24 protein-coding genes are annotated in these 22197 nt (G+C 75.1%); 10 read left to right on the forward strand and 14 right to left on the reverse strand.

What is annotated here, in order from left to right:
* Nucleotide 1: 1 nt before the first annotated feature.
* The 3 genes from AB0M18_RS08685 to AB0M18_RS08695 form a co-directional block, all read right to left on the reverse strand.
* Entirely contained in the window at nt 2-763 is a 762-nt protein-coding gene (locus tag AB0M18_RS08685; protein ID WP_365756084.1) for a glycosyltransferase, read from the reverse strand.
* The gene (locus tag AB0M18_RS08690; RefSeq protein WP_365756085.1) at nt 760-1326 is read right to left on the reverse strand and encodes a hypothetical protein; all 567 of its coding nucleotides are present in this window, start codon (nt 1324-1326) and stop codon (nt 760-762) included. Before AB0M18_RS08690 ends, AB0M18_RS08685 begins: the two co-directional genes overlap by 4 nt.
* 154 nt (nt 1327-1480) lie before the next feature.
* Nucleotides 1481-2224 (reverse strand): glycosyltransferase, encoded by a 744-nt coding sequence (locus AB0M18_RS08695; RefSeq protein WP_365756086.1) that lies wholly within the window; start codon nt 2222-2224, stop codon nt 1481-1483.
* Between the two features lie 213 nt (nt 2225-2437).
* Between AB0M18_RS08695 and AB0M18_RS08700 the strand changes: the two genes are divergently transcribed.
* From AB0M18_RS08700 to AB0M18_RS08720, 5 genes are all read left to right on the forward strand, one after another.
* Nucleotides 2438-4324, forward strand: coding sequence for a glycoside hydrolase family 15 protein (locus AB0M18_RS08700; protein ID WP_365756087.1), 1887 nt, complete (start codon nt 2438-2440; stop codon nt 4322-4324).
* A 75-nt stretch (nt 4325-4399) separates the two neighbouring features.
* Nucleotides 4400-5437, forward strand: coding sequence for a phosphatase PAP2 family protein (locus AB0M18_RS08705; protein WP_365756088.1), 1038 nt, complete (start codon nt 4400-4402; stop codon nt 5435-5437).
* A gap of 51 nt (nt 5438-5488) precedes the next feature.
* Nucleotides 5489-7714 (forward strand): NADP-dependent isocitrate dehydrogenase, encoded by a 2226-nt coding sequence (locus AB0M18_RS08710; protein WP_365756089.1) that lies wholly within the window; start codon nt 5489-5491, stop codon nt 7712-7714.
* Nucleotides 7715-7809: 95 nt separating this feature from the next.
* The gene (locus tag AB0M18_RS08715) at nt 7810-8100 is read left to right on the forward strand and encodes a hypothetical protein (RefSeq protein WP_365756090.1); all 291 of its coding nucleotides are present in this window, start codon (nt 7810-7812) and stop codon (nt 8098-8100) included.
* 148 nt (nt 8101-8248) lie between these two features.
* On the forward strand, nt 8249-9787 hold the full coding sequence (locus tag AB0M18_RS08720) for a sigma-70 family RNA polymerase sigma factor (RefSeq protein WP_365756091.1): 1539 nt from the start codon (nt 8249-8251) through the stop codon (nt 9785-9787).
* Between the two features lie 59 nt (nt 9788-9846).
* On the opposite strand, the gene AB0M18_RS08725 is transcribed toward AB0M18_RS08720, so the two are convergent.
* The 5 genes from AB0M18_RS08725 to AB0M18_RS08745 form a co-directional block, all read right to left on the reverse strand.
* Nucleotides 9847-10434, reverse strand: a complete 588-nt coding sequence (locus AB0M18_RS08725) for a CAP domain-containing protein (protein ID WP_365756092.1) — start codon at nt 10432-10434, stop codon at nt 9847-9849.
* An 86-nt stretch (nt 10435-10520) separates the two neighbouring features.
* The gene (locus AB0M18_RS08730) at nt 10521-11408 is read right to left on the reverse strand and encodes a universal stress protein (RefSeq protein ID WP_365756093.1); all 888 of its coding nucleotides are present in this window, start codon (nt 11406-11408) and stop codon (nt 10521-10523) included.
* A 193-nt stretch (nt 11409-11601) separates the two neighbouring features.
* Nucleotides 11602-12744 (reverse strand): acyl-CoA dehydrogenase, encoded by a 1143-nt coding sequence (locus tag AB0M18_RS08735; RefSeq protein ID WP_365756094.1) that lies wholly within the window; start codon nt 12742-12744, stop codon nt 11602-11604.
* Nucleotides 12745-12824: 80 nt separating this feature from the next.
* On the reverse strand, nt 12825-13283 hold the full coding sequence (locus AB0M18_RS08740; protein WP_365756095.1) for an Rrf2 family transcriptional regulator: 459 nt from the start codon (nt 13281-13283) through the stop codon (nt 12825-12827).
* A 189-nt stretch (nt 13284-13472) separates the two neighbouring features.
* Nucleotides 13473-14510, reverse strand: coding sequence for an NAD-dependent epimerase/dehydratase family protein (locus AB0M18_RS08745; RefSeq protein ID WP_365756096.1), 1038 nt, complete (start codon nt 14508-14510; stop codon nt 13473-13475).
* A gap of 145 nt (nt 14511-14655) precedes the next feature.
* Between AB0M18_RS08745 and AB0M18_RS08750 the strand changes: the two genes are divergently transcribed.
* Nucleotides 14656-14910: a DUF5133 domain-containing protein gene (locus tag AB0M18_RS08750; protein ID WP_365756097.1), complete on the forward strand. Its 255-nt coding sequence runs from the start codon at nt 14656-14658 to the stop codon at nt 14908-14910.
* A 124-nt stretch (nt 14911-15034) separates the two neighbouring features.
* Nucleotides 15035-15379 carry a DUF3040 domain-containing protein gene (locus tag AB0M18_RS08755; protein ID WP_365756098.1) on the forward strand — a complete coding sequence of 115 codons (345 nt, stop codon included), beginning with the start codon at nt 15035-15037 and terminating at the stop codon, nt 15377-15379.
* Between the two features lie 2 nt (nt 15380-15381).
* On the opposite strand, the gene AB0M18_RS08760 is transcribed toward AB0M18_RS08755, so the two are convergent.
* Nucleotides 15382-16005 carry a DUF6058 family natural product biosynthesis protein gene (locus AB0M18_RS08760; protein ID WP_365756239.1) on the reverse strand — a complete coding sequence of 208 codons (624 nt, stop codon included), beginning with the start codon at nt 16003-16005 and terminating at the stop codon, nt 15382-15384.
* A gap of 128 nt (nt 16006-16133) precedes the next feature.
* On the reverse strand, nt 16134-17432 hold the full coding sequence (locus tag AB0M18_RS08765; RefSeq protein WP_365756099.1) for a serine hydrolase: 1299 nt from the start codon (nt 17430-17432) through the stop codon (nt 16134-16136).
* Nucleotides 17433-17744: 312 nt separating this feature from the next.
* On the opposite strand from AB0M18_RS08765, the gene AB0M18_RS08770 reads away from it, so the two are divergent.
* A complete protein-coding gene (locus AB0M18_RS08770) occupies nt 17745-18992 on the forward strand; it encodes a cytochrome P450 (protein ID WP_365756100.1) in 1248 nt (415 codons plus the stop codon).
* A gap of 39 nt (nt 18993-19031) precedes the next feature.
* Here AB0M18_RS08770 and AB0M18_RS08775 read toward each other — a convergent pair whose 3' ends face one another.
* Both AB0M18_RS08775 and AB0M18_RS08780 read right to left on the reverse strand, forming a co-directional pair.
* Entirely contained in the window at nt 19032-19277 is a 246-nt protein-coding gene (locus tag AB0M18_RS08775) for a hypothetical protein (protein ID WP_365756101.1), read from the reverse strand.
* A gap of 93 nt (nt 19278-19370) precedes the next feature.
* Nucleotides 19371-19847, reverse strand: coding sequence for an NUDIX domain-containing protein (locus tag AB0M18_RS08780; protein WP_365756102.1), 477 nt, complete (start codon nt 19845-19847; stop codon nt 19371-19373).
* A gap of 124 nt (nt 19848-19971) precedes the next feature.
* Between AB0M18_RS08780 and AB0M18_RS08785 the strand changes: the two genes are divergently transcribed.
* Nucleotides 19972-20286, forward strand: a complete 315-nt coding sequence (locus AB0M18_RS08785) for a metalloregulator ArsR/SmtB family transcription factor (protein WP_365756103.1) — start codon at nt 19972-19974, stop codon at nt 20284-20286.
* On the forward strand, nt 20283-20702 hold the full coding sequence (locus tag AB0M18_RS08790) for an SRPBCC domain-containing protein (protein WP_365756104.1): 420 nt from the start codon (nt 20283-20285) through the stop codon (nt 20700-20702). The genes AB0M18_RS08785 and AB0M18_RS08790 overlap by 4 nt, the downstream gene beginning before the upstream one ends.
* Here the strand turns inward: AB0M18_RS08790 and AB0M18_RS08795 are convergent, their stop codons facing one another.
* Both AB0M18_RS08795 and AB0M18_RS08800 read right to left on the reverse strand, forming a co-directional pair.
* The gene (locus AB0M18_RS08795) at nt 20703-21506 is read right to left on the reverse strand and encodes an alpha/beta hydrolase (RefSeq protein ID WP_365756105.1); all 804 of its coding nucleotides are present in this window, start codon (nt 21504-21506) and stop codon (nt 20703-20705) included.
* Between the two features lie 9 nt (nt 21507-21515).
* Complete coding sequence (locus AB0M18_RS08800) at nt 21516-22181, reverse strand: class I SAM-dependent methyltransferase (RefSeq protein ID WP_365756240.1); 666 nt, start codon at nt 22179-22181, stop codon at nt 21516-21518.
* Between the last annotated feature and the right edge of the window lie 16 nt (nt 22182-22197).

A 22197-nucleotide genomic window follows, 5' to 3' on the forward strand; every position in this document is an offset into this window, starting at 1 on the left:
CTCACCTGGCCAGCGAGATGCGCAGCAGGTCGGCCATGGACCGCAGCCCGTCGCGGCGCGCCGAGAAGGTGGAGCCCGCCTGGTCGGTCCAGTCGACCGGCACCTCGACCACGTCCCGGCCGGCCTTGACGACGTGCGCGAGGAGTTCGACGTCGAAGGCGAAGCCGTCGATGCGGCAGTCGCGCACGATCTCCCGGGCGAGCGGGCCGGGGAAGAACTTGAACCCGCACTGGGTGTCGGCGATCTCCGGCAGCGTCAGATGCGCGAGCGTACGGAACAGGGCCCCGCCGCCGCGCCGCAGGGCGCCCTGTTCGACGGCCAGACGGGCGCCGGGGGCGTGCCGCGAGGCGATCACGGCGCCGTGGCCGCGCCGCAGCAGCTCCATCACCCGGTCCAGGGTCTCGACGGGCGTGGCGTTGTCGGCGTCGGCGAAGCCGAGGTACGTGGCGGCGGAGGTCTCGATGCCGCGCCGCACGGCCGCGCCCTTGCCCCGGTCGCCGCAGCCGATGATGTGCAGGCCCACGGCCCGCCCCATGGCCGAGGCCGCGAACCGGTCCAGGCAGTCCGGGGTGCCGTCCACGCTGTTGTTGTCGACGACGACCACGGCCGAGGTCCACGGGCGGCGGGCGAGGAAGCGCAGCGCCGCGGCGACGGTGGCGGGCAGCCGCTCGCGCTCGTTGAAGGCCGGGATGATCAGCTCGAGTTCGACCGGCGGCCGGGTCAGCGAGCGGGGCAGCGGGGCATGGGCGGGGGCGGTCGTCATCGCGCCTCGCCTCCTCGGGGGAAGGCGCGGCGCGCGGGTCGCGCGGGTCGCGCGGGGATGCGGCGGAGCGGTGCCGGGGCGCTCATCTGCGCGGGAACGGGCAGGGGCGCAGAGGTCCGCGAACCGGCCCGCACCGGCACCCCGGGACGCCCGGACACACGGGTGCTACGGGTGCTGCGGGGCGGGGCGCCGTCGTGCGGGTCGGTACGGGTGCCGCCGCGGCCGGTCCGGTGGGCCGCTGGGCCGGCCGGGCTCGCCGACCGCCGGCGGCCGCCCCCGGTACGGGTGCGGACCGCGCGGCCGCGTCGGCGGCGTGCGGCCGTGCGGGGCCGGTGGATCCCGGAGCGCCGGCGGCCGGGCCGGGCCGCGTCGCGCACGCGGTCGGAGGCACGCCGGGCGGGGTGGGCCGGGTGCCCGGGACGCGTCGTGTCGGCGGCCGGGCCGTGCGGGGTGGGGTGCTCGCCGGGGGAGCGGCGGCAGGTCTCGGCGGGCCAGTCGGTCACCCGGCGCAACGGATGCGGGGCGGGTGCCACCGGCACTCGGCTGATGGGGAGGGAGGTCATGACGCGCCTCTTCCGACAACCGACCCTGCCGAGGGTCTGCGGTGCGTTGCCACGTGCAATGCACTGACTTCCTGGCTTAGCACCCGAGATCCCGATAGTCAACCCACATCAGCCCAAGTCGGCCCAAGTACTGTGAAATGTCCGTTCGATACGTTCATCCGGCGCGGATGCGCAGGGCGGGCCGGAACCGCGACAGCGCGTTGTGCGGGCGCTCGTCGAGCAGGGTGCGCAGAATACGGCTGCCGTCGCGGACCGTGTGGGGGTGCGAAGGGCCGTGGTGGGACGGGAGTTCGAGGCTCGGCACCTCGGCCACCCGCAGCCCGTAGTGCAGGGCGTGGGTGACGAGTTCGGCGCCGAGTTCCACGCGGTCCGCGCGCAGGTCGAGCAGCCCGAGGAACTCCCGCCGGAAGGCGCAGAACCCGAACCAGAGATCGGTGAGCCGCTGCCCGTACAGCTGCCGGGCGAGCCGCAGCAGCGCGCGGTGGCCGAGCCGCCGCGGCAGCGGATAGGCGGCGCTGTCGCCGCCCGCGATGAACCGCGAACCCTTCACGAAGTCGAATCCGCTGTCCAGATAGTGCAGGTAGTGCGGGATCTCCCGGGGCGACATGCTGCCGTCCGCCCCCATCAGGACCAGGTGGTCGCCGGTGGCCGCGAGGAGCCCGGCGTGCGGGACGTCGCCCGCGGCACAGTCCCAGGGGCCGAGCCGGCGCACCGCCACCCCCGCCGGCGCCGTCCGCCCGGACACCGCCGGACCCCCGCCGACCAGCACGACCTCCCGTACGGCGGGCGGGAGACGGTCGAACATCCACTCCGGGTCGCGGTCGCCGGGCCGCATCGCGACCACCAGGCTCGCCGTGGGGCCCGGGGCGGCCGGGGCGCGGTCCGTGGCCCGGCGCATCGGATGCGGTTCCCTGCTTGTGGCACACATGGGGCGCCCTCCGGATCTCCGCGGGGACCCTCCCAGGATCGAGCGCGGGCGGCAGCCGGGTCAAGGACGGCCGGCAAGGGTATGCGGGCGGCGGCGAAATCATCTGCGCGGTCCGGCGCGGCGCGTTCCTCCGTCATCCGGCCCCCCCCTGCGTTCTCGGCGCCGCGGGAATACAATCCCGACATGGCAGGGCGAATAGAGGACTACGCCCTCATCGGCGATCTGGAGACCGCGGCCCTCGTCGGGCGGGACGGCTCGATCGACTGGTGGTGCGCCCCGCGCTTCGACTCACCCGCCTGTCTGGCCGCACTCCTGGGCGACCCCTGCCACGGCCGTTTCGTCCTCGCCCCGGCCGGCAACCGGGTCTGCAACCGCCGGAGTTACCGCGGCGACACCCTCGTCCTCGACTCCGTCTGGGAGTCCGTCGACGGCACCGTCCGCGTCACCGACTTCATGCCGCCCCGTCAGCAGGGCCCGAGGATCGTCCGGATCGTCGAGGGCATCGCCGGACGGGTCGACATCCGGGGCGAGTTGGCGGTCCGCTTCGACCACGGCAGCGTCCGCCCCTGGACGTACGCCCTCGACCGGCGCACCGTCGCCTGCGTCGCCGGTCCCGACGCGACCCGGCTGACCTGCGGTCCCGGCGCCGGCGAACCGGACGTCGCCCCCGACCGTACGAGCCTCGCCTTCCCCGTCGCCGCCGGACAGCGGGTCGCCTTCGTGCTCGGCTGGCATCCCTCCCACGCCCCCGCGCCGCCCGCGCCCGACGTGCCCGCCGCCCTCGACCAGACCCTCGCCTTCTGGAACGACTGGGCCGCCGGGCTGCGTTACGAGGGTCCCGCCCGCGAGGCCGTCATCCGCTCCCTGATCACCCTCAAGGCCCTCACCTACGAACCCACGGGCGGTGTCATCGCCGCCGCCACCGCCTCCCTGCCCGAGTGCATCGGCGGACGCCGCAACTGGGACTACCGCTTCTGCTGGCTGCGCGACTCCACCTTCACGCTGTCCTGCCTGCTGCGCAGCGGCTACCGCCGCGAGGCCCTGGCCTGGACGGACTGGCTGGTGCGCGCCGCCGCCGGCGACCCCGCCGACCTCCAGCCGCTGTACGGGGTCGCCGGGCAGCGCCGGCTGCCCGAGACGGACGCCGACTGGCTGCCCGGTTACGAGAGTTCACGACCCGTCAGATTCGGCAACGCGGCCGTCGACCAGTTCCAGCTCGACATCTACGGCGAGGTCCTCAACACCGTCTACTCGGCGGTCCGGGCCGGCGTGCCCTTCGACGCGCATCTGTGGGCCCTGATGGCGGCGCTCCTCGAATACGTCGGCAGGCACTGGCGCGAACCCGACGAAGGCATCTGGGAAGTCCGCGGCCCCCGGCGTCAGTTCGTCCACTCCAAGGTGATGTCCTGGGTCGCCGCCGACCGCGCGCTGCGCCTCGCCCGGGTCGCCGGACTGCGCGGCTCCGTCCGCCGCTGGCAGGCTCTGAGGGCCGAACTGCGCAACGAGGTCTGCCGGTTCGGCTGGAGCGAGGCGCGCGGCTCCTTCACCCAGTACTACGGCAGCCGACGGGTCGACGCGACCGCCCTGCTCATCCCGCGCCTCGGCTTCCTGCCCGCCGACGACCCCCGCGTCCTCGGCACCGTCAGCGCCATGGCCGGCCTCGGCGACCGGGGCTTCCTGCGCCGCTACGACGAGGTCGGCAACGGCGAGGTGCACGAGATCGACGGCCTCGACGGCGCCGAAGGTGCCTTCCTCGCCTGCACCTTCTGGTACGCCGACGCGCTCGCCCTCACCGGCCGCCCCGCCGAGGCCAGAACCGCCTTCGAGCGCGTCCTCGACGTGCGCAACGACGTCGGCCTGCTCGCCGAGGAATGGGACCCCGCCACCGGCCGCCAGCTCGGCAACATGCCCCAGGCCCTCAGCCACGTCGCCCTCGTCAACACCGCCTTCACCCTCGACGGCACCCGCCGCCGCGAGCGGACCACGGCCAGGACGACGGCCAGGACCACCGCACGTACCACCGCACGCGCCGCCGCCCGGACCACCGCACGCCCCGCCGCCACGGTGTGACCTCATCCGACCCCCGGCGTGTCGTTCGGGTGCCTCCAGCGGGCGGACCCGGCGCCGCCGGGGTCGAATCGAGGCATGGCACCCTTCGACAGGCCCCGTACCGGCGGTTCCCCAGCCGGCATCGCCGCAGGCGACACCTGGTGGTACGCCGCCGTCGCCGGTGAGGCCGCCGGATCGTTCAGCGCCCGTATCCGCATACGCATGCGGCGCGCCTGCCTCGCCGCCGTCCTCCTGCTCACCGTCGCCTACGCCGGGCTCGTGCTCACCACGACCGGCCGGCGCTGGGCAGACGCGGCCCTCGCCGGCCGGCGCGCCGACCCGGCCGTCGCCCGCCTCCTGCGCGAGCACCCCACGCTCCAGGGCCTCGGCACCCTCTCGCTCCTCCTCGCCGTGCTGCTGCTCGTCGCCGTCGGCGTGCTCCGCAAGCGGTACGCGCACCTCGGCGCCGCCCTCGGCACCGTCGCCGTCGCCCTGCTCGCCGCCGAACTCCTCCAGCGCTACGCGCCGGGCCCTCGCTACCTCGACGCCGCCGGCGTCGCCGTCCCCGGCGGCTTCCCCAGCAGCCCCGCCGTCCTCGCCGCGGGCCTCGCCCTCGGCCTCACGCTCGTCGTGCCCCACCGGCTGCGCGCCGTCGCCGTCGGACTCGGCACCCTGTGGGCCGTCGCCCTCGGCGCGTACTCCATCGCCTCCGGACGCCACCGCCCCGGCGACGTCATCGCCGCCGACCTGCTCGTGCTCGCCGCCTTCGCCGCACTCGTCGCCCTGCTCGCCCGCAAGGGCAAGGTCCGGCCCGCGCCCCGGCGCGGCCTGCCGCCCCAGCGGCTCCTCGTCACCGTGCCCCTCGTGCTGCTCGCCCTCGGCGGGCTCGCCGCCGGCGCGTATCTGCTCGGCGACTGCCTGCCCGCCGCCACCGGCCCGCTCCCCGCCGAGCTGCCCCGGACCGCCCACCGCTGCGGCCAGGCGCTCGCCGCCGGCACCGGCGCCGCCGTCGCCCTCGTCCTGCTCGGGCTGCTCCGCCACGTCGATCTGGACCCCGGCACCGCGTCGTACCGGATCACGCACCCCGTGGACGAGGACCCCTTTTCCGAGGAGCCCGATCACGAGATATCTTGATGTCGAGCAATCTTGCAGACGCAGACGCAGACGTGGAGCGGAGCACACCCGGTGACTGACTCGACCATCATCTACACGCACACTGACGAGGCGCCCGCCCTGGCGACCTACTCGTTCCTGCCCGTGATCCAGGCCTACGCCTCGACCGCCGGCGTGAACGTCGAGACGCGTGACATCTCCCTGGCCGGGCGCATCATCGCCTCCTTCCCGGAGCGTCTCCAGGAAGGCCAGCGGATCGCCGACGCCCTCGCCGAGCTCGGCGATCTGGCCAAGACGCCCGAGGCCAACATCATCAAGCTGCCGAACGTCTCGGCCTCCATCCCGCAGCTGAAGGCCGCGATCGCCGAGCTCCAGGCCCAGGGCTACGCCCTCCCGGACTACCCGGACGACCCGCGGAGCGACGAGGACAAGGACGTCCGCGCCCGCTACGACAAGATCAAGGGCTCGGCCGTCAACCCGGTCCTGCGCGAGGGCAACTCCGACCGCCGCGCCCCCGGCGCCGTGAAGAACTACGCCAAGACCCACCCGCACCGCATGGGCGTCTGGACCCCCGAGTCCAAGACCAACGTCGCCACCATGGGCGCGGACGACTTCGCCACCACCGAGAAGTCCGCCGTCATCGCCGAGGACACCACCCTCCGCTTCGAGCACGTCGCCACCGACGGCACCGTGACCGAGCTGCGCGAGCCGCTGAAGGTCATCGCCGGTGAGGTCGTCGACGCCGCCGTGCTGCGCGCCGCCGCGCTGGACACCTTCCTCGCCGAGCAGGTCGCCCGCGCCAAGGCCGAGGGCGTGCTCTTCTCCGTGCACCTCAAGGCCACCATGATGAAGGTCTCCGACCCGATCATCTTCGGCCACGTCGTGCGCGCCTTCTTCCCGCAGACCTTCGCCAAGTACGGCGAGGTGCTCGCCGGCGCCGGCCTGTCCGCGAACGACGGCCTCGGCACCGTCTTCAAGGGCCTGGAGTCCCTCCCGCACGGCCTCGGCGAGGAGATCAAGGCCTCCTTCGACGCCGAGATCGCCGCGGGTCCGGCCCTCGCCATGGTCGACTCCGACAAGGGCATCACCAACCTGCACGTGCCGTCCGACGTCATCGTCGACGCCTCGATGCCCGCCATGATCCGCACCTCCGGCCACATGTGGGGCCCGGACGGCCAGGAGGCCGACACCCTCGCCGTCCTCCCGGACAGCTCCTACTCCGGCGTCTACCAGGCCGTCATCGAGGACTGCCGCGCCCACGGCGCCTTCGACCCGTCGACCATGGGCTCCGTCCCGAACGTCGGCCTCATGGCGCAGAAGGCCGAGGAGTACGGCTCCCACGACAAGACCTTCGAGATCGCCGCGGCCGGCACCGTCCGCCTCGTCGACGCCGCCGGCACCACGGTCCTGGAGCAGGAGGTCGCCGAGGGCGACATCTTCCGCTCCTGCCAGGCCAAGGACCTGCCCATCCAGGACTGGGTCAAGCTCGCCGTCACCCGCGCCCGCGCCACCGGCGCCCCGGCCGTCTTCTGGCTGGACGAGAACCGCGGCCACGACGCCCAGATCATCGCCAAGGTCAAGCAGTACCTGCCGGAGCACGACACCGAGGGCCTGGACATCCAGATCATGTCCCCGGTCGAGGCCACGAAGTTCTCCCTGGAGCGCATCCGCCGCGGCGAGGACACCATCTCGGTCACCGGCAACGTCCTGCGCGACTACCTGACCGACCTCTTCCCGATCCTGGAGCTGGGCACCAGCGCCAAGATGCTCTCGGTCGTCCCGCTGATGGCGGGCGGCGGCCTCTTCGAGACCGGCGCCGGCGGCTCCGCCCCGAAGCACGTCCAGCAGCTGGTCAAGGAGAACTACCTGCGCTGGGACTCGCTCGGCGAGTTCTTCGCCCTGGCCGCCTCCTTCGAGTTCCTGGCCACCAGCACGGGCAACACCCGCGCCCAGGTCCTCGCCGACACGCTGGACCGCGCCACCGGCACCTTCCTCAACGAGGACAAGTCGCCGACCCGTCGCCTCGGCGGCATCGACAACCGCGGCAGCCACTTCTACCTGGCCATGTACTGGGCCCAGGAGCTCGCCAAGCAGACCGAGGACGCGGAGCTCGCCAAGGCCTTCGCCCCGGTCGCCGAGACGCTCACCGCGAACGAGCAGAAGATCGTCGACGAGCTGATCGCCGTCCAGGGCTCCCCGGCCGACCTCGGCGGCTACTACCAGCCCGACCCGGCCAAGGCCGCAGCCGTGATGCGCCCGTCCGCCACGTTCAACGAGGCCATCGCCTCCCTCGCCTGAACCCCGCGGTGACAGGTTTCGCCCCGGCCGGAAGCTTTCCGGCCGGGGCGGTCCTGTCGGTGGCGCATCCGCGGCCCCGGTGTGAGTCTGGACAGATGAGCTGGGCATCATGGACGACCGCCGGTGTCTACACCGGGCGTGGCGGGGTGCTGACCGACGAGGGCGGTGTCGTCACGGGCGATCTGACCGTGCACACCACCTATGCCGACGGCGAGGCACGTGTGGCCGTGCAGTACAGCGGCGCTTCCGACTGGTTCACCATGTCGGGCAGTCCGGTTCCCTGCGGATCGGAGGAGGAGAGCCGCGACCTGCACGACGCGGTCGTGGCAGCCGTACGGGAAGGGGGCGGGGCCACCGTGCCCTCCCTGCCGTACCTGTCGCCCTAGGGAGCCGGGCCCCGGCGCGGGGCCCGGCCTCGTGGCGCGTGCGAGAAATGTGTTATCCGGACCGCTCCCGGCGGTCTCCTGACCGCGGACCGCATCCGGCGGCCGGCGCTGCGGGGGACGCAGCGGGCGACGAGGGAGCACAGCACACATGCACAGCGACGAGCACCGCACCGCCGCACTCGTCGAGGCGGCGCGGACGGGTGACGCGCGCGCCGGCGACGAACTCGTACGGGCCTTCCTGCCGCTCGTCTACAACATCGTGGGCCGCGCCCTCGACGGGCACGCCGACGTGGACGACCTGGTCCAGGAGACGATGGTGCGCGCCCTCGACGGGCTGCCCGCGCTCCGCGACCCGGCCCGCTTCCGGTCCTGGCTGGTCGCCATCGCGATGAACCGGATACGGCACCGCTGGCGCGAGCGTCAGCAGGCGCCGCTGCCCGGCCTGGACCGGGCCGCGACGCTCGCCGACCCGGCCGGCGACTTCACCGAGCTCGCCATCCTGCGGCTCGGCCTCACCGGCCAGCGCCGCGAGGTCGCCGAGGCCACCCGCTGGCTCGACGAGGCCGACCGCGAGGTGCTCTCCCTGTGGTGGCTGGAAGCCGCCGGAGAGCTGACCCGCGCCGAGCTCGCCGCCGCCCTCGACGTGCCGCCCCGGCACGCCGCCGTCCGCGTGCAGCGCATGAAGGAACGCCTGGAGAGCGGGCGCGCGATCGTCCGGGCGCTCGCCGCCGTGCCGCCCTGTCCCGGCCTCGCCGACACCACCGCCCGCTGGGACGGCGCGCCCTCCCCGCTGTGGCGCAAACGCCTGGCCCGGCACCTCGACGGCTGCCCCCACTGCGCCCCCACCCGCGCCGGCCTCGCCCCGGCCGAGGGCCTGCTCGTGGGCCTGGCCCTGGTGCCGCCGCTGCTTGTCTGGGCGGGCCGGGGGAGCGCGGGTCCGGCGCTGGGGACGGTGGCCGCGGCGACGTCCGCGCCGGGGGGCGGCGCGGGACCCGGTACCGAGCCGGGGGCCGGAGCCGGGAGTGGGTCCGGGACGGGAGTCGAGGGTGGGACCGGGTCCGGGGCCGGTCCCGGGACCGGGGCCCGTCCCGGGCTGCTCGTCGGCGGCGGCGCGGTCGTCGCCCTCGGCGCCGCCCTGGTCCTGCTGGTGCCCGGCGGCCCGAGCGACCGCGCGCTCGCCCGCCCGCCGGCCCCGGCGCCTTCCACCCCCGCGGCGACGCGCAGCATGGTGCCGCCGCCCCGGGCCACGTCCACCCCGACACCGTCGCCCACACCGACCCGCACCCGGGTGCCGCGGGCGACCACCGAGGAGCAGGTCACCACACTCGTCAACCGGCACCGGGCCGAGGCGGGCTGCGGGCCGCTCCGGATCGACCCGCGGCTCTCGGCCGTCGCCCGCACCTTCGGCGCGGACATGGCCGAGCGCCGCTACCTCGCCCATACCGACCCCGAGGGCACCGACTCGGGCACCCGGCTGACCGCCGAGGGCTACGACTGGAGTGCCTGGGCGGAGAACCTGGCCCGGGGCCAGGACGGGCCGGCCGCCGTCGTCGCCGACTGGATGGCCGACCCGCCGCACCGCGCGAACCTCCTGGACTGCCGCTACCGGCACACCGGCGTCGCCGCCGTGCCGGGCCGCGACGGCACCGTCTGGGTGCAGGAGCTCGGCACGCCGCTACGGCCCTGACCCGGGCCGTGGCCCTGTCCTGCCAGATCAGCGGGTCACCGGGTCAGCGGGTCAGAGGATCAGCGGCCGGAGGCGAAGTCCTGCACCCACCACGGCCCGTTGCCCGTGAGGTTGACCCCCACCCCGATGTCCTCGAAGGAGCAGTTGAGGATGTTCTCGCGGTGCGCCGCGCTGTTCATCCACTCGTCCACGGCCTGCGCGGCCGAGTGCGGTCCCCGGTGGATGTTCTCGCCCCAGGCCGACCAGGCGTAGCCGGCCGCCCTGATCCGGTCGCCCGCGTTCCGCCCGTCCCGGCCCGCGTGGGCGTAGTAGTTGCGTGCGGCCATGTCGTCCGCGTGGCGCTGGGCCGCGGTCCGCAGCTTGGGATCGGACCGCAGCGGACCGCAACCCGCCTTCCTCCGTTCGGCGTTGACGAGCTGTACCACCTGCGTGACGTCCTGCCCGGCCCCCGCGGCGCCCGCGGCCTCCGGGGCGGCCCGGACGGCCGCCGCCGGGGCCGCGCTCACGACCGGGCGGGCACCGGCCGGCCGGGCCTGGCCGGCCGCGTACACCCCGGTGAGCACCGTGAGCGCGGCGGCCAGCGTGCCGGCGGCCGTCACCGCCGTACGGAAGGAGGGCCTGGACCTGTCGTACGCGTCGTGCTGCATGGAGCTCCGCTCTCTCGTCCGTCGATGCCGACGGCGGTCGTCACGGCGGTCATACTGTCCGGCCGGAGAGAGCGCGACACCACTCGTCAATCCTGTGCGTCAACCTCCTGCGGCACCACCGCGACCGGGCACGGCGCGAGGTGCAGCGCCGCGTGGGCCACCGAGCCGATGCGCGGGCCGATCGCGCCGCGCCGGGCGCGCCGGCCGACGACGAGCAGCTGGGCCGTGCCGGCCCCGGACAGCAGCACCTGACCGGCGCTGCCCAGCTCCACGTGCTCGGTCACCGGCACCTCGGGGAATCGCTCCCGCCACGGGGCCAGGGCCTCGCGCAGCGCCTTCTCCTCGTACGGCTCGAGCCCGCCGGCCTCGTCGGCGAGCGCGAGCGAACCCGGGCTGAACGCGAACAGCGGCGGCAGGCTCCAGGCCCGCACCGCCCGCACCGAGGCCCCGCGCGCGGCCGCCGCCTCGAAGGCGAAGCGCAGCGTCGCCGCGCTGTCCTCCGGCGCGCCGTGCTGGCCGACCAGGACCTCCCCGGCCGACGGCTCGACCGGCTCGCCGTCGCGGCTGCGCACCGAGACCACCGGGACCGTGGAGGCGGCGATGACCTGCTGCCCGTACGAGCCGAGCAGGAAGCCCGCGAGGGCACCGTGGCCGCGCGAGCCGAGGGCGAGCAGCTCGGCCCGTTCGAGGGTGCCGAGCAGCGCGGCGACCGGGGTGTCGCCGATCAGCTCGGTGGTCAGCGCGACATCCGGGAAACGCTCCGCGACCTGCGCACCCGCCGTGCTCAGCACCTCGCGCGCGGCCTTCAGCTGATCGGTCGGGTCCTGGACCAGCGGGATGTCGAGCGGCTCCCAGCGCCAGGCGTGCACGAGCCGCAGCGGAAGATCCCGGTGCAGGGCCTCCCGCGCGGCCCACTCCGCCGCGGCCAGGCTCTCCGGGGACCCGTCCACTCCCGCGACGATCTCACGACTCATCAGGCTGCCTCCGTCATCGTCTCGACGTGCGGCCCGCCGCCGCCCGGCGGACCCGCTGACTCCAGCTTGGGCCCATGGCCCGCCTCCTGGCAGGGCCGGACGTCCCGACCCGCCGTGCCGTCCGACCCACGACGCCCGGCCGGCGCCCTCAGGGCGTGTCCGGCGGATCATGGTCGGGTCCGGGAACCACCGCCTACGCCGGAAGAGTGAGCCTCGCGTGCGTCCCGTTCAGGTAGTGGTCGCCGATGTCGCGCAGGCCGTGGTCGGGCGGGACCGGGGCGGTGAGGGCGCGGGCGTTGCGCCAGAAGCGGTCGAGGCCGGGGGTGGTGGCCGGGGCGACGAGTTGGAGCACCTGGGCGGTGATCTCCAGGGCCGCCCGGTGCGCGACCGTCTCGGCCGCGGCGACGAGCACGGCGATGTCGGAGCGCTCCTCGACGCCGAGGACGCGCTCGGCGAGCAGCCAGCGCGCGCGGGCGTCGGTCGCGCGCCCGACCACCGCGGCCGCGGTGTGCGCGGACGTCGCCGGCTCCCCGTAGGCGCGCAGCAGATACGGGTCGTCACCGGCCGTCGGGTCCGTGTCCGGCCGCGCCGTGGCCTTGCCGGCCCGGCTCACGTCGCGGGCCTCGGCGAGGGCGGCCTCGGCGAGGCCGAGCGCCACGTGCACGAGGAGCAGCCGGAGGGCGAGCGGGGCGAGGGTCGCGTAGGGGGTGACGGCGTGCTCGTCCCGGGGGAGGGCGCCGAGCACGTGCCCGGAGCCGACCGGCAGCCGTGCGAAGGCGACGGTGCCCGCGCCGGCGAGCCGCTGGCCCACGCGTTCGGCGCACGGCTCGGTGGTCACAGCCGGGTGCGCCGGGTCCACGAGGACCAGGAGCAGGTCGCCCGTCTCCGTACAGCGCGCCCCGACGACGAGCCGGTCGGCGACCGTGACACCCGAGGCGAAGGCGCCCCGCCCGTCGAGCAGGTACCCGCCGCAGCCCGCCGGGGTGAGGGCGAGCCCGGGGCGGCCGGGCTCCGGACGAGGCGGCTCGACGGCGCCCGCGAGCAGCCAGCGATCCTTGGCGGTACGGAAGTCGAGCGAGCGCGGCCCGGGCGCGGTGAGCAGAGCGGGCAGTCCGGCCTCCTGGAGCCGGGCGAGCTCGTCGTACGGGGCCGGACCGGCCCGGTCCCTGGCGACGGCGTCCGCGGCCAGGTCGTCGGCGACCTCATGGGTGACGCGGGGCCCGATCGCGTCGTCGGCGCGGCGGTCGGCGGGCGGGCCCCCGGCCGGCGCGGAGGCGGTGCGCGGTGCGGACTTCGTTCCAGAGGGTCCCGCCCGGGCCCCAACAGGCGTCCGCATCACGGACGATGGAGTCTCGGAGAGCGAGATCACGGAGAGCGAGATCACGGAGGGCGGCGCGCGGGTGCCGGACCGCCTCGTCAGGGGTTGGTCCAGGCCTCCGGGTCCTCCGCGAGCGCCACCACCTCGGGCGGCAGCTGCGCGGAGGCGAGCTCGGCCAGCGAGACGCCGTCGAGCACTTGGCGCACGTTCGCCCGCAGCGCGATCCACAGAGTGAGCAGGGACTCGGCCGGGCCGGAGTACGAGAGCTCCGGCGGCCGGACCCCGCGCACCGACACCAACGGCCCCTCCACGCAGCGGATCACGTCCGCAACGGAGATGTCCTCGGCCGGCTTCGCCAGCCAGTAGCCGCCGTTGCCGCCGCGCTGGCTCTGCACCAGGCCACCCTTGCGCATGTCGCCGAGGATGCCCTCCAGGAACTTGTGCGAGATCCCCTGGCACTCGGCGATCGCCTCGGCCTTCACCGGCCCGGCGTCCCGGGCCGCGGCGAGCTGGAGGGCGGCCCGCACCGCGTAGTCGGCCCTGGCTGAAATGCGCATACGCGCATTATGCCTATGCGCGCCCCCTCGCCTCACCGTGCTCCGGGCGCCGCCTTCCCGGCCCTTCCACGCACGGCCGCCGCCGCTCCCGGGCTCGGGAGCGGGAAGCCCGAGCGAACAGGTACGCGCACCGCCGGGGCCGCCCTGCGGATCGTCCACCGGGCGGCCGCCCGCGCCCGCTGAAGGGGCTCAGCCGAAGCGGCGGCCGGCCAGCGGCTCGGTCGCGTCGCCGCCCCCGGCCCGTACCCCGCGCAGGAACGCCTCCAGGGCCTCCACCGACGTCCTGGCCGGCGCCCAGCCCAGCTCGCGGCGGGCCCGGTCGGTCGCGAGCAGCGGCAGCCGGAGCACCGCGTCGAGCAGCCCCGGCTCGGCCGGCGCCACCCGCATCCGCCAGGCCGCCGACAGGGCACCGCGCACCGCCGGGACCGGCACCCGCACCGGCCGCGCCCCGAACAGGGCGCCGAGCACCTCGGCGTCCACCACCGGATCGGCGGCCAGATTGAACGCGCCCCGCACATCGCGCACCAGCGCCCGTACGTACGCGTCCGCCGCGTCGTCCGTGTGCAGCGTCTGGAAGCGCAGCCCGGGCAGCTCCGGCAGCAAGGGCAGCAGATCCGGGCGGAACAGCTGCCCCGGCACCCAGCGGCCCGCGAAGATCCGCCGCTGCTCGCTCGCCGACTCCTCCTTGAAGAGGAAGGCCGGCCGCATCCGCACCACCCGGGTCTGCGGATGGTCCCGTTCGAAGGTGTCCAGAAGGCGCTCCACGTACGCCTTCTCGCGGGTGTACGCGGCACCCGGCCAGCCGTGCGTCGGCCAGGACTCCGACACCGGCGCGCCGTTGCCCGGCCCGGGGGAGTAGGCGCCGACCGACGAGGCGCACACCAGGACCGGCACCCGCGCCGCGGCCACCGCGTCGAGCAACCGCACCGTGCCGAGCGCGTTGGTGCGCCAGGTCGTCACCGGATCGTGCGTCGGCCCGAACCGCCAGGCCAGGTGCACCACCGCGTCCGCGTCCGCCACGTACTGCGCGAGCCGTGGCTCGTCGCCCTCCAGGGACAGGTCGACCTCCGCCCAGTCGGTGCGCTCCAGAGCGAGCCCCGGCCGGCGGCGGGAGAGGCCGAGCACCGAACCGACCCGGGGCTCGCGCACCAGGGCGCGCACCACACTCGTCCCCACGTTCCCGGTGGCGCCGGTGACCACCACGCGCAGCCGCTCGCTCGGGTTCATGTCTCGACCTTCCGCCATTCCCGGGGCCCGCGCACCCGGGCGAGCCGCCTGCGGTGACGGAAGGTGACGGCATCGCTCGCGCGGGTGACCGAGTGACCCCACCATGGGGGAATCACGGGGGGCCAGGCCCGTACAGGAGGACCGGATGCTGCTCCCCGACCGCAACACGATCGACCGTCTGCTGCGCAGTTACCGCACGCAGGAACGGCTGGTCCTGGCCCGGCCGCACGACCTGGCGGCGCGCCGGCGGTTCGAGGACACGGCGTACACGCTGTGCGTCCTCATGGGGGAGCGCACCGCGGGCGCGGCCGTGCGGGCCGCCGAGCGGTACACGGCGCCACGCGTGCCGCTGATGAAGGTGGGCGGTTCGGCGCGGAGCGGCGGGGTAACCGCCGATTAGCACCACGGGCGACGGCCCGAACAGGTCCGACGACGGGTGGACCGGACGGATCGGACGGATCGGACGGACCGGACGGCCCGACGGACTGGACGGACCAAGGGCGGCGCGGCGGGAGGTGTCGACGATGGACGGCGCGCGGCTCTCGCCTCGCGAGCGGCGGATCCTGGCGGAGATCGAGGAGGATCTCGCCGCGGACTCCGGGTTCGCCCGGTCCCTCGGGGCCGGCCGCACCCGGCTGCGGGCCCGCCTCGGATCGGGGCGGTTCGCCGGGCCCGTGGCGGCCCTGCTCGGCCCGGTGGCGGTGGTGCTCCTCGTGGTCGCCGTCGCGACCGGGGCCACGGCCCTCGTCTGGGCCTTCGCCGCCGCGTGGGTGCTCACCCTGCTGTGCCTGCTCCGGCTGCTCGTGCGCTGGTCGCGCCGCCATCTGACCGGCGACGAACGGCCGCGCCCGGACGAGCGGGACGCCTGAGGTCAGGCACCCCCGGGGGCGCCGCCGGAGCGTGGGAAGCGGGCCCGTACGGCGTCCACGCAGGTGTCGCGCGAGACCGGGCCGCCGAAACGGAGCCGGTCGTAGGGCGCGAAGTCCGGTTCGAGCGCGTCCAGATCGTCCACCAGGACATGCAGCTCCTCACGCCACCGCGGCACGTCCGGCCGGGGGGCCGCGAGCGCCGCGCCGATCGCCGCCGTCAGCTCGGCCTTGTGCCGGATCGCCGCCGGAGTGACGTGGTGCAGACACACGTACTGGCCGCTGATGTACGCCTGCCACTCCTCCTCGCCCTCGGCCGCGTCCGCCCAGTGCGCCGTGAACCAGGCCCGCAGCCGCTCCGGCCCGCCCGCCCGTGCCGCGAGCTCGAACAGATCGCCCGGCACCATCTCCGTACCGTCCGAGCGCAGATAGCCCGGCAACGGCAGCAGTCCGTCGAGCATCTGCCGCCGTACCTCGTCCGCGTCCCGGCCGAGCGCGGCGCACAGCCGCTCAAGGGGCACGAACTGCCCGTCCACATAGGCGTCGTCCTCGGCCGTCATCGGATGGACCCCGTTCACCGCCCGGAACCGGTCCGCCACCTGCGCCGCGTACGTGTCGTCCGTCCGCATCCCCACTTCGCACTCCTCCCGGCGGGCCGCGCGGGGATCTCCCGGGCGGCCCTGCGGACACGCTAGGCGCCGGACCGTACGGCGCCCGCCGAACCGTGCCCGACGAGCCGGGGGCCGGGCGCCTCGGGTCAGTTGCCGCGGGCGCCGAAGCGGCGCCACAGCCAGAGCGAGAGCGCCCCACCGAGCGCCGCCCCGACCAGGGCGAGCGGCAGACCCGCCGCGGTGCCGGACGGCGCCGCGTCCGTGGCGGCCGTACGGGCGGCGGCGCCGTGCGCACCGCCACTCGCGGCCGCCCGGCGCAGCGGGTCCTCCGCCTGCGGGCCGGCCTGGGCGCGGACGACGGGCCGCTGCCCGGCCTGCGCCGAGCGGGCGGACTCACGGGCCGCGGGCTGCAGCGAGCCCACCGGCCGCACCTTCCCTGCCGCCGCGAAGCCCCAGTCGAGCAGCTCCCTGGCCTCCTCGTACACCGCGAGACCGCCGCCGCCCTGCGGGTTCATCACCGACACCACCAGCGTCCGCGAGCCGCGCTCGGCCGCCGCGATCAGGGTGTTGCCGGCGTTGCTCGTGTAGCCGTTCTTCACCCCGATGAGACCCGGATAGCGGTCCACCCCGCTCTCGCCGGTCAGCAGCCGGTTGGTGTTGGCGATCCCGAACGACCAGGAGCCGGCCGGGAAGTCCGCGTAGCGGGTCGAGCAGTAGCGGGTGAACTGCGGGTCCTGCACTCCGGCCCGGCCGAAGACCGCCAGGTCGTACGCGGAGGAGACCTGGCCCGGCGCGTCGTAGCCGTCCGGGGAGACCACGTGCGTGTCACGGGCACCCAGGGCGCGGGCCTTCTCCTGCATCTTCCGGGCCATCGCCTTCCAGCCGCCGTTCATCGAGGCGAGCACGTGCACGGCGTCGTTCCCGGAGCTGAGGAACACCCCGTTCCACAGGTCCGACACCTTGTAGGTGTAGCCCTCCTTCACCCCCACGAGGCTGCTGCCCTCTCCGATGCCGGTCAGCTCGGCGTCGGCGACCGTGTGCCGTTCGTCCGGGCCGTGGTCCGGCAGCGCCGTCAGCGCGAACAGCGTCTTCAGGGTGCTGGCGGGCGGCAGCGGCTTGTGTGCGTTGCGGGCCGCCAGAACATCACCCGTGGAGACGTCCGCCACCACCCAGGAGAGCGCGGTCGGGGACGGCACCGCCGGCGCGCCCCGCAGGGGCTGCACCTGTGTGCCGGGGCGTCCGAGCCGCGCGGGGTCGACGAAGTGCCGGGCCGGCGGGGTGGGCTCGGCGCGCCCGCCGAGGGCGCCGAGCGGCGCGCGGACCTGGGCGGAGAGCGGCGCGGCGGCCGGCGCGGCGAGGGCCGCCGAGGCGTACGGGACCGGCAGGGCGAGCAGCAGCGCCGCGGCACCGGCGGCGGTATGACGGACAGCTGGCGTGACGATCATTCAGCCACCGTAGGAACACCGCCCCCTGCCCGCAGGGCGGAGTGCGCCGACCGGCGTAGCGCGGCGTGTCGGACGGCGGCGCGTCGCCGGAGCGGGAGCGGGAGCGGGGCGGTCCGGTACGGGTGCGATGCGGCCCCCGCGCCCGCCCGGCCGGGTTGTCGGTGCGGGCGTGGCCGCCGCACAGGCGGTGCACACCTGACCGTACAACTCCATACGGAAGCAGCCGGGTTGAACCTAGGATCTGACCGTTCGTGCCAGGACCCGACCGCAACCGGTCCCGTCCCTCCCGCCCGCAGTCAGGAGCGCCCACCCTTGAACACCCCGCACACCGCCCCCGACGGCAGGCCTCCGCACCGCCTTGACCCGGCCGGCGGCTGCCCGCACGCGGACAACGCCCGGCTGCTCGCCCAGGGCGCGGTGACCCCCGTGCTGCTCCCCGGCGACCTCGAGGGCATGGCGGTGCTCGGTCACGAAGCCCTGCGCGACTTCGTCTCCCACCCCGACGTCGCCAAGGGCGCCCGGCACTTCACCGCGCTCGCCGAGGGCCGCATACCCGAGGGCTGGCCGCTGCGCACCTTCGCCACCGTGCAGGGCATGACCACCGCCGACGACGCCGACCACCGGCGGCTGCGCTCCCTGGTCAGCAAGGCCTTCACCCCGCGCCGGATCGAGGAACTGCGCCCGCGCGTCGAGGCCGTGACCGCCACCCTGCTCGACGGACTCGACGCGGCCGCCCGCGCCGGCGACGGCGTCGCCGACCTGCGCCGCCACTACGCCCTGCCGCTGCCGCTCGGCGTCATCTGCGAGCTCCTCGGCGTGGCCGACGAGCACCAGGACCGGCTGCACCACCTCTCCAGCCAGGTGGTCGCCACCGACATCGGCCCCGAGCAGGCCGTCGCCGCCAACCGCGAACTGGTCGGACTCCTCGCCGCCATCGCCGCCGACAAGGCCGGCGCCCCCGGCGACGACCTCATCAGCGCCCTCATCGCCGCCCGCGACGAGGGCGGCGACCGGCTCGACCAGGCCGAACTGATCGGCACCCTGGTGCTGCTGATCATCGCGGGCCACGAGACCACCCTGAACCTCGTCACCAACGCCGTACGCGCCCTGTGCGGGCACCCCGAGCAGCTCGCGCACGTCCGCGAGGGCCGCGCGGACTGGGCCGACGTGGTCGAGGAGACCCTGCGCTGGGACAGCCCGGTCAGCTACTTCCCGTTCCGCTACCCCGTCCGCGACCTCGTCGTCGACGGCACCCTGATCCCGCGCGGCACTCCTGTGCTCGCCGGCTACTCGGCGGCGGGCCGCGACCCCCAGGCGTACGGCCCCGACGCCGACCGCTTCGACGTCACCCGCGGACAGGCCGTCAAGCACCTCTCGCTCGGGCACGGGCCGCACTACTGCCTGGGCGCGCCGCTCGCCCGCATGGAGGCCACCCTCGCCCTGGAGGCGCTCTTCACCCGCTTCCCGGACCTCGGCCTCGCGGTCCCCGAGGCCGAACTGACCCGGCACGCCAGCTTCGTCGGCAACAGCGTGCGTGCCCTGCCCGTCCGGCTCGGCTGACCGGCGCCCGGCACCCGGCCGCGGCCCCGCGCGGGCCCCTCACGCGGTCCTTCCCCGTTCCGCCGCGGGGGAGGCCCGCAAGGCCGCGACCAGGCGCAGCAGATGCGCCTCGTTCCCCGCGAGACCCGCCTCCCGCAGCGCCGCGTCCGCCTCCGCCATCGGATGCGTCAGCATCGCCGCCGCGTACGGCTCGAGGCGCGGGTCGGACAACACGGCCTGGGTGGACTCGAGCAGCCGGAGATAGGCCTGCGCTGCGGCACGCTCGCGGCCGGTGACGGTCGTCATGTCGGGCTCCCTCTCGACGGTCTGAGCCTGTCTCGTCCCACCCTCTCGCACGGGTCTGACAATCGGGGTGAGGCGGCCGCCGAGCCCGCCCGATCAGGCCCCGGCAAGGTGCGCGGCGAGCCGTTCGAGGAACACGCGTTGCCCCGCCACGAGCAGTGGTTCGGCCTCGGACAGCCCGAACCAGCCGACCCGGTCGATCTCCGGGAACTCCTTCAGCACGCCCGAACCGCGCGGCCACTCCATGGTGAAGGTGCCCGGCACCACCCGCCCCGGATCGAGATCCGCCTCCACCGCCCAGACGGTGACGAGCTTTCCGTTGCGCTGCCGGTTCTCGCCGAGCGCGAGCCACGCGCCGTCCGGCGCGGGCAGTCCCAGCTCCTCGGCGAACTCCCGGCGCGCCGCGTCCTCCGGCGCCTCGTCGGGCTCGTACTCGCCCTTGGGGATCGACCAGGCGGCCTCGGAACGCGCGGCCCAGAAGGGGCCGCCCATATGGCCGATGAGCACCTGCGGGCCGCCGCCGTCCGAGGTGCGGCGGAAGAGCAGGAGTCCGGCGCTGCGCTTGTCGGGCATACCGCCCAGTGTGGCGGAGCCGGCCCGCCCGCACACCCCCGCCTCGGGTCCCGCCACGCCGCACGCGGATCCGATACGTCGGAAATCTTTGACGCGTCGGAGAATCCCGACGTATCGTGGGGCCATGCCCACCGACGTGTTCGGCGTGCTGGCCAGTCCGGTGCGCCGCAGACTGCTGGAAACCCTCCGCGCGGGGCCGCGCTCGACCGGCGAACTGGCCGGGATGTTCGCGCTCGGCCGCCCCGCCGTCTCCGAACACCTGGCGGTCCTCAAGACCGCCGGCCTGGTCCGCGAGGAGCCGCGCGGCCGGCACCGCTACTACCACCTCAGGGCCGCGGGCCTCGAAGAGGTCAGCGACTGGCTGCACCCCTTCGAGCACTACTGGAAACAGCGCCTGGACGCCCTGGCCGACCTGCTGGACGAGGAGAACGACACATGACCGACCAGCCCGCCACCGACACCATCGACCTCGCGAAGTTCCTGCCGCACCCGCCCGCCGCGGTCTGGGCCGCCCTCACCGACCCGGTGCTGCACGCCCGCTGGTGGGCGGCCGCCGACATCAAGCCGGTCGTCGGCCACCGCTTCACCCTCGACATGGGCAACTGGGGCCTGCAGCCCTGCGAGGTCACCGAGGTCGCCCCCGAACGCCTCCTCGCCTACCGCTTCGCCGAGGGCACCCTCGACACCACGATCACCTGGCGCCTCGCCCCCGAGGGCCGCGGCACCCGTCTCTTCCTCACCCACGCGGGCTTCGACCTCGACTCGCCCATGGGGCGCCAGGCCCTGGAGGGCATGGGCGAGGGCTGGCCCCACCTCCTGGACGGCCTCGCCGCCCTCCTCGACGAAACGGCCTGATCAGCCGGACGCGGGCCCGGCGTGCGCCCGGCAGAAGGCCCGCACCGCCGCCGTGAAGGCCTCCGGCGCCTCCAGGTTGCTCATGTGGCCCACCGCCGGGATCACCACCAGCTCGGCCTGCGGGATGGCGTCCTGGAAGGCGTGGGCGACGCCCAGCGGAGAGCGGGCGTCCAGCTCGCCCCAGAGCAGCAGGGTCGGCACCGAGATCCGGGGCAGCAGGTCGGTCTCGTCGGCCTCGGCCATCAGGGAGAGCTGCGCGGCCATGCTCTCCGGCCGCACGTCCCGGTTCATGGCGTCGAGCACCGCCGCGAACCGCTCGGGCGGGCCGTCGGCGTACAGGCCCGGCAGCGTCGGGTCGAACTCCTGCCGGGGCGCCGCGAGCATCCGCCGCGCCCCCTCGACCCGCGCCGCGACCTCCTCGGGCGGCAGCGAGCCCTTCCACCCGGCGTATGTGTCGACCATCAGCAGCGACCGCACCAGGTCCGGCCGCGAGCGGTACAGCTCCAGGACCACCGTCCCGCCCCAGGAGAGTCCCGCCACCTGCGCGGGCCCGAGCCCCACGTCCTCGATCACGGCGGCGAGAGCGCCCGCGAAGTCCGCGAGCCCGAACCCGGCCGGCAGTGCGCCGGACCGCCCGGAGCCCGGCTCGTCCCAGGCGACCACCGTGAACTCGTCCGCCAGCGCCTCCATCTGAGGCTCCCACATCCGCGCGTCGAGCCCGGCCCCGTGCACGAGCACCAGGAGCGGCCCCCGCCCCGCCCGCGTATAGGCGACATCGACGCCGCCGGCGTGTACGACAGTCATGCACCCAGGCTAGGCCTCGGCTGCCTGTGTCGCCTCGCGCCGGGCGACGACAATGGCGCCGAGAGCGCTCTCCGCCGAGGTCAGCGTCATCCGCGCCTCCACCGCGAAGCCGGCGCCGGCGAGCCGCTCCGCCAGCCGCTCGGGCTCGCGGAGGTGGACGTGCAGGCGCATGGGGTGGCCGCCGTACCCCTCCGTCTTCAGCCGGGTCTCGTCGCCCGCGTGGAACGCGAGGAGCAGCGGGCCGGCGGGGCGCAGGACGCGGTGGAAGTGGGCGAGCGTGCGGTCGAGCTCCGCCTCCGGGACATGGATCAGCGAGTACCAGGCGACCAGGCCCGCCATCGACGCGTCGGGCAGGTCGAGCTCGGTCATCGAACCTACCCGGAAGTCCAGTCCGGGGTGCTCCCCGCGGGCCACGTCGATCATCGCGGGGGACAGGTCGATGCCCAGGACGTCCAGGCCGAGTCCGTGCAGATGCGCGGTGATCCGCCCCGGCCCGCACCCCAGGTCCCCGACCGGCCCGCCCCCGGCGGCCCGCACCGAGTCCGCGAAGAGCGCGAGCATCGCCCGCTCGTAGGGCGTCCGGTCGAGGAGGCCGCGCACCAGGTCGGCGTAGTCGGCGGCCACCGTGTCGTACGAGGCGCGGGTGTCGGCGAGCCAGTCCTGCTCGGGGTTCAGGGCGTTGTCCACTCCG

Origin of the sequence: Streptomyces sp. NPDC051909, assembly GCF_040681095.1 — a bacterium.
Taxonomy (GTDB): Bacteria; Actinomycetota; Actinomycetes; order Streptomycetales; family Streptomycetaceae; genus Streptomyces.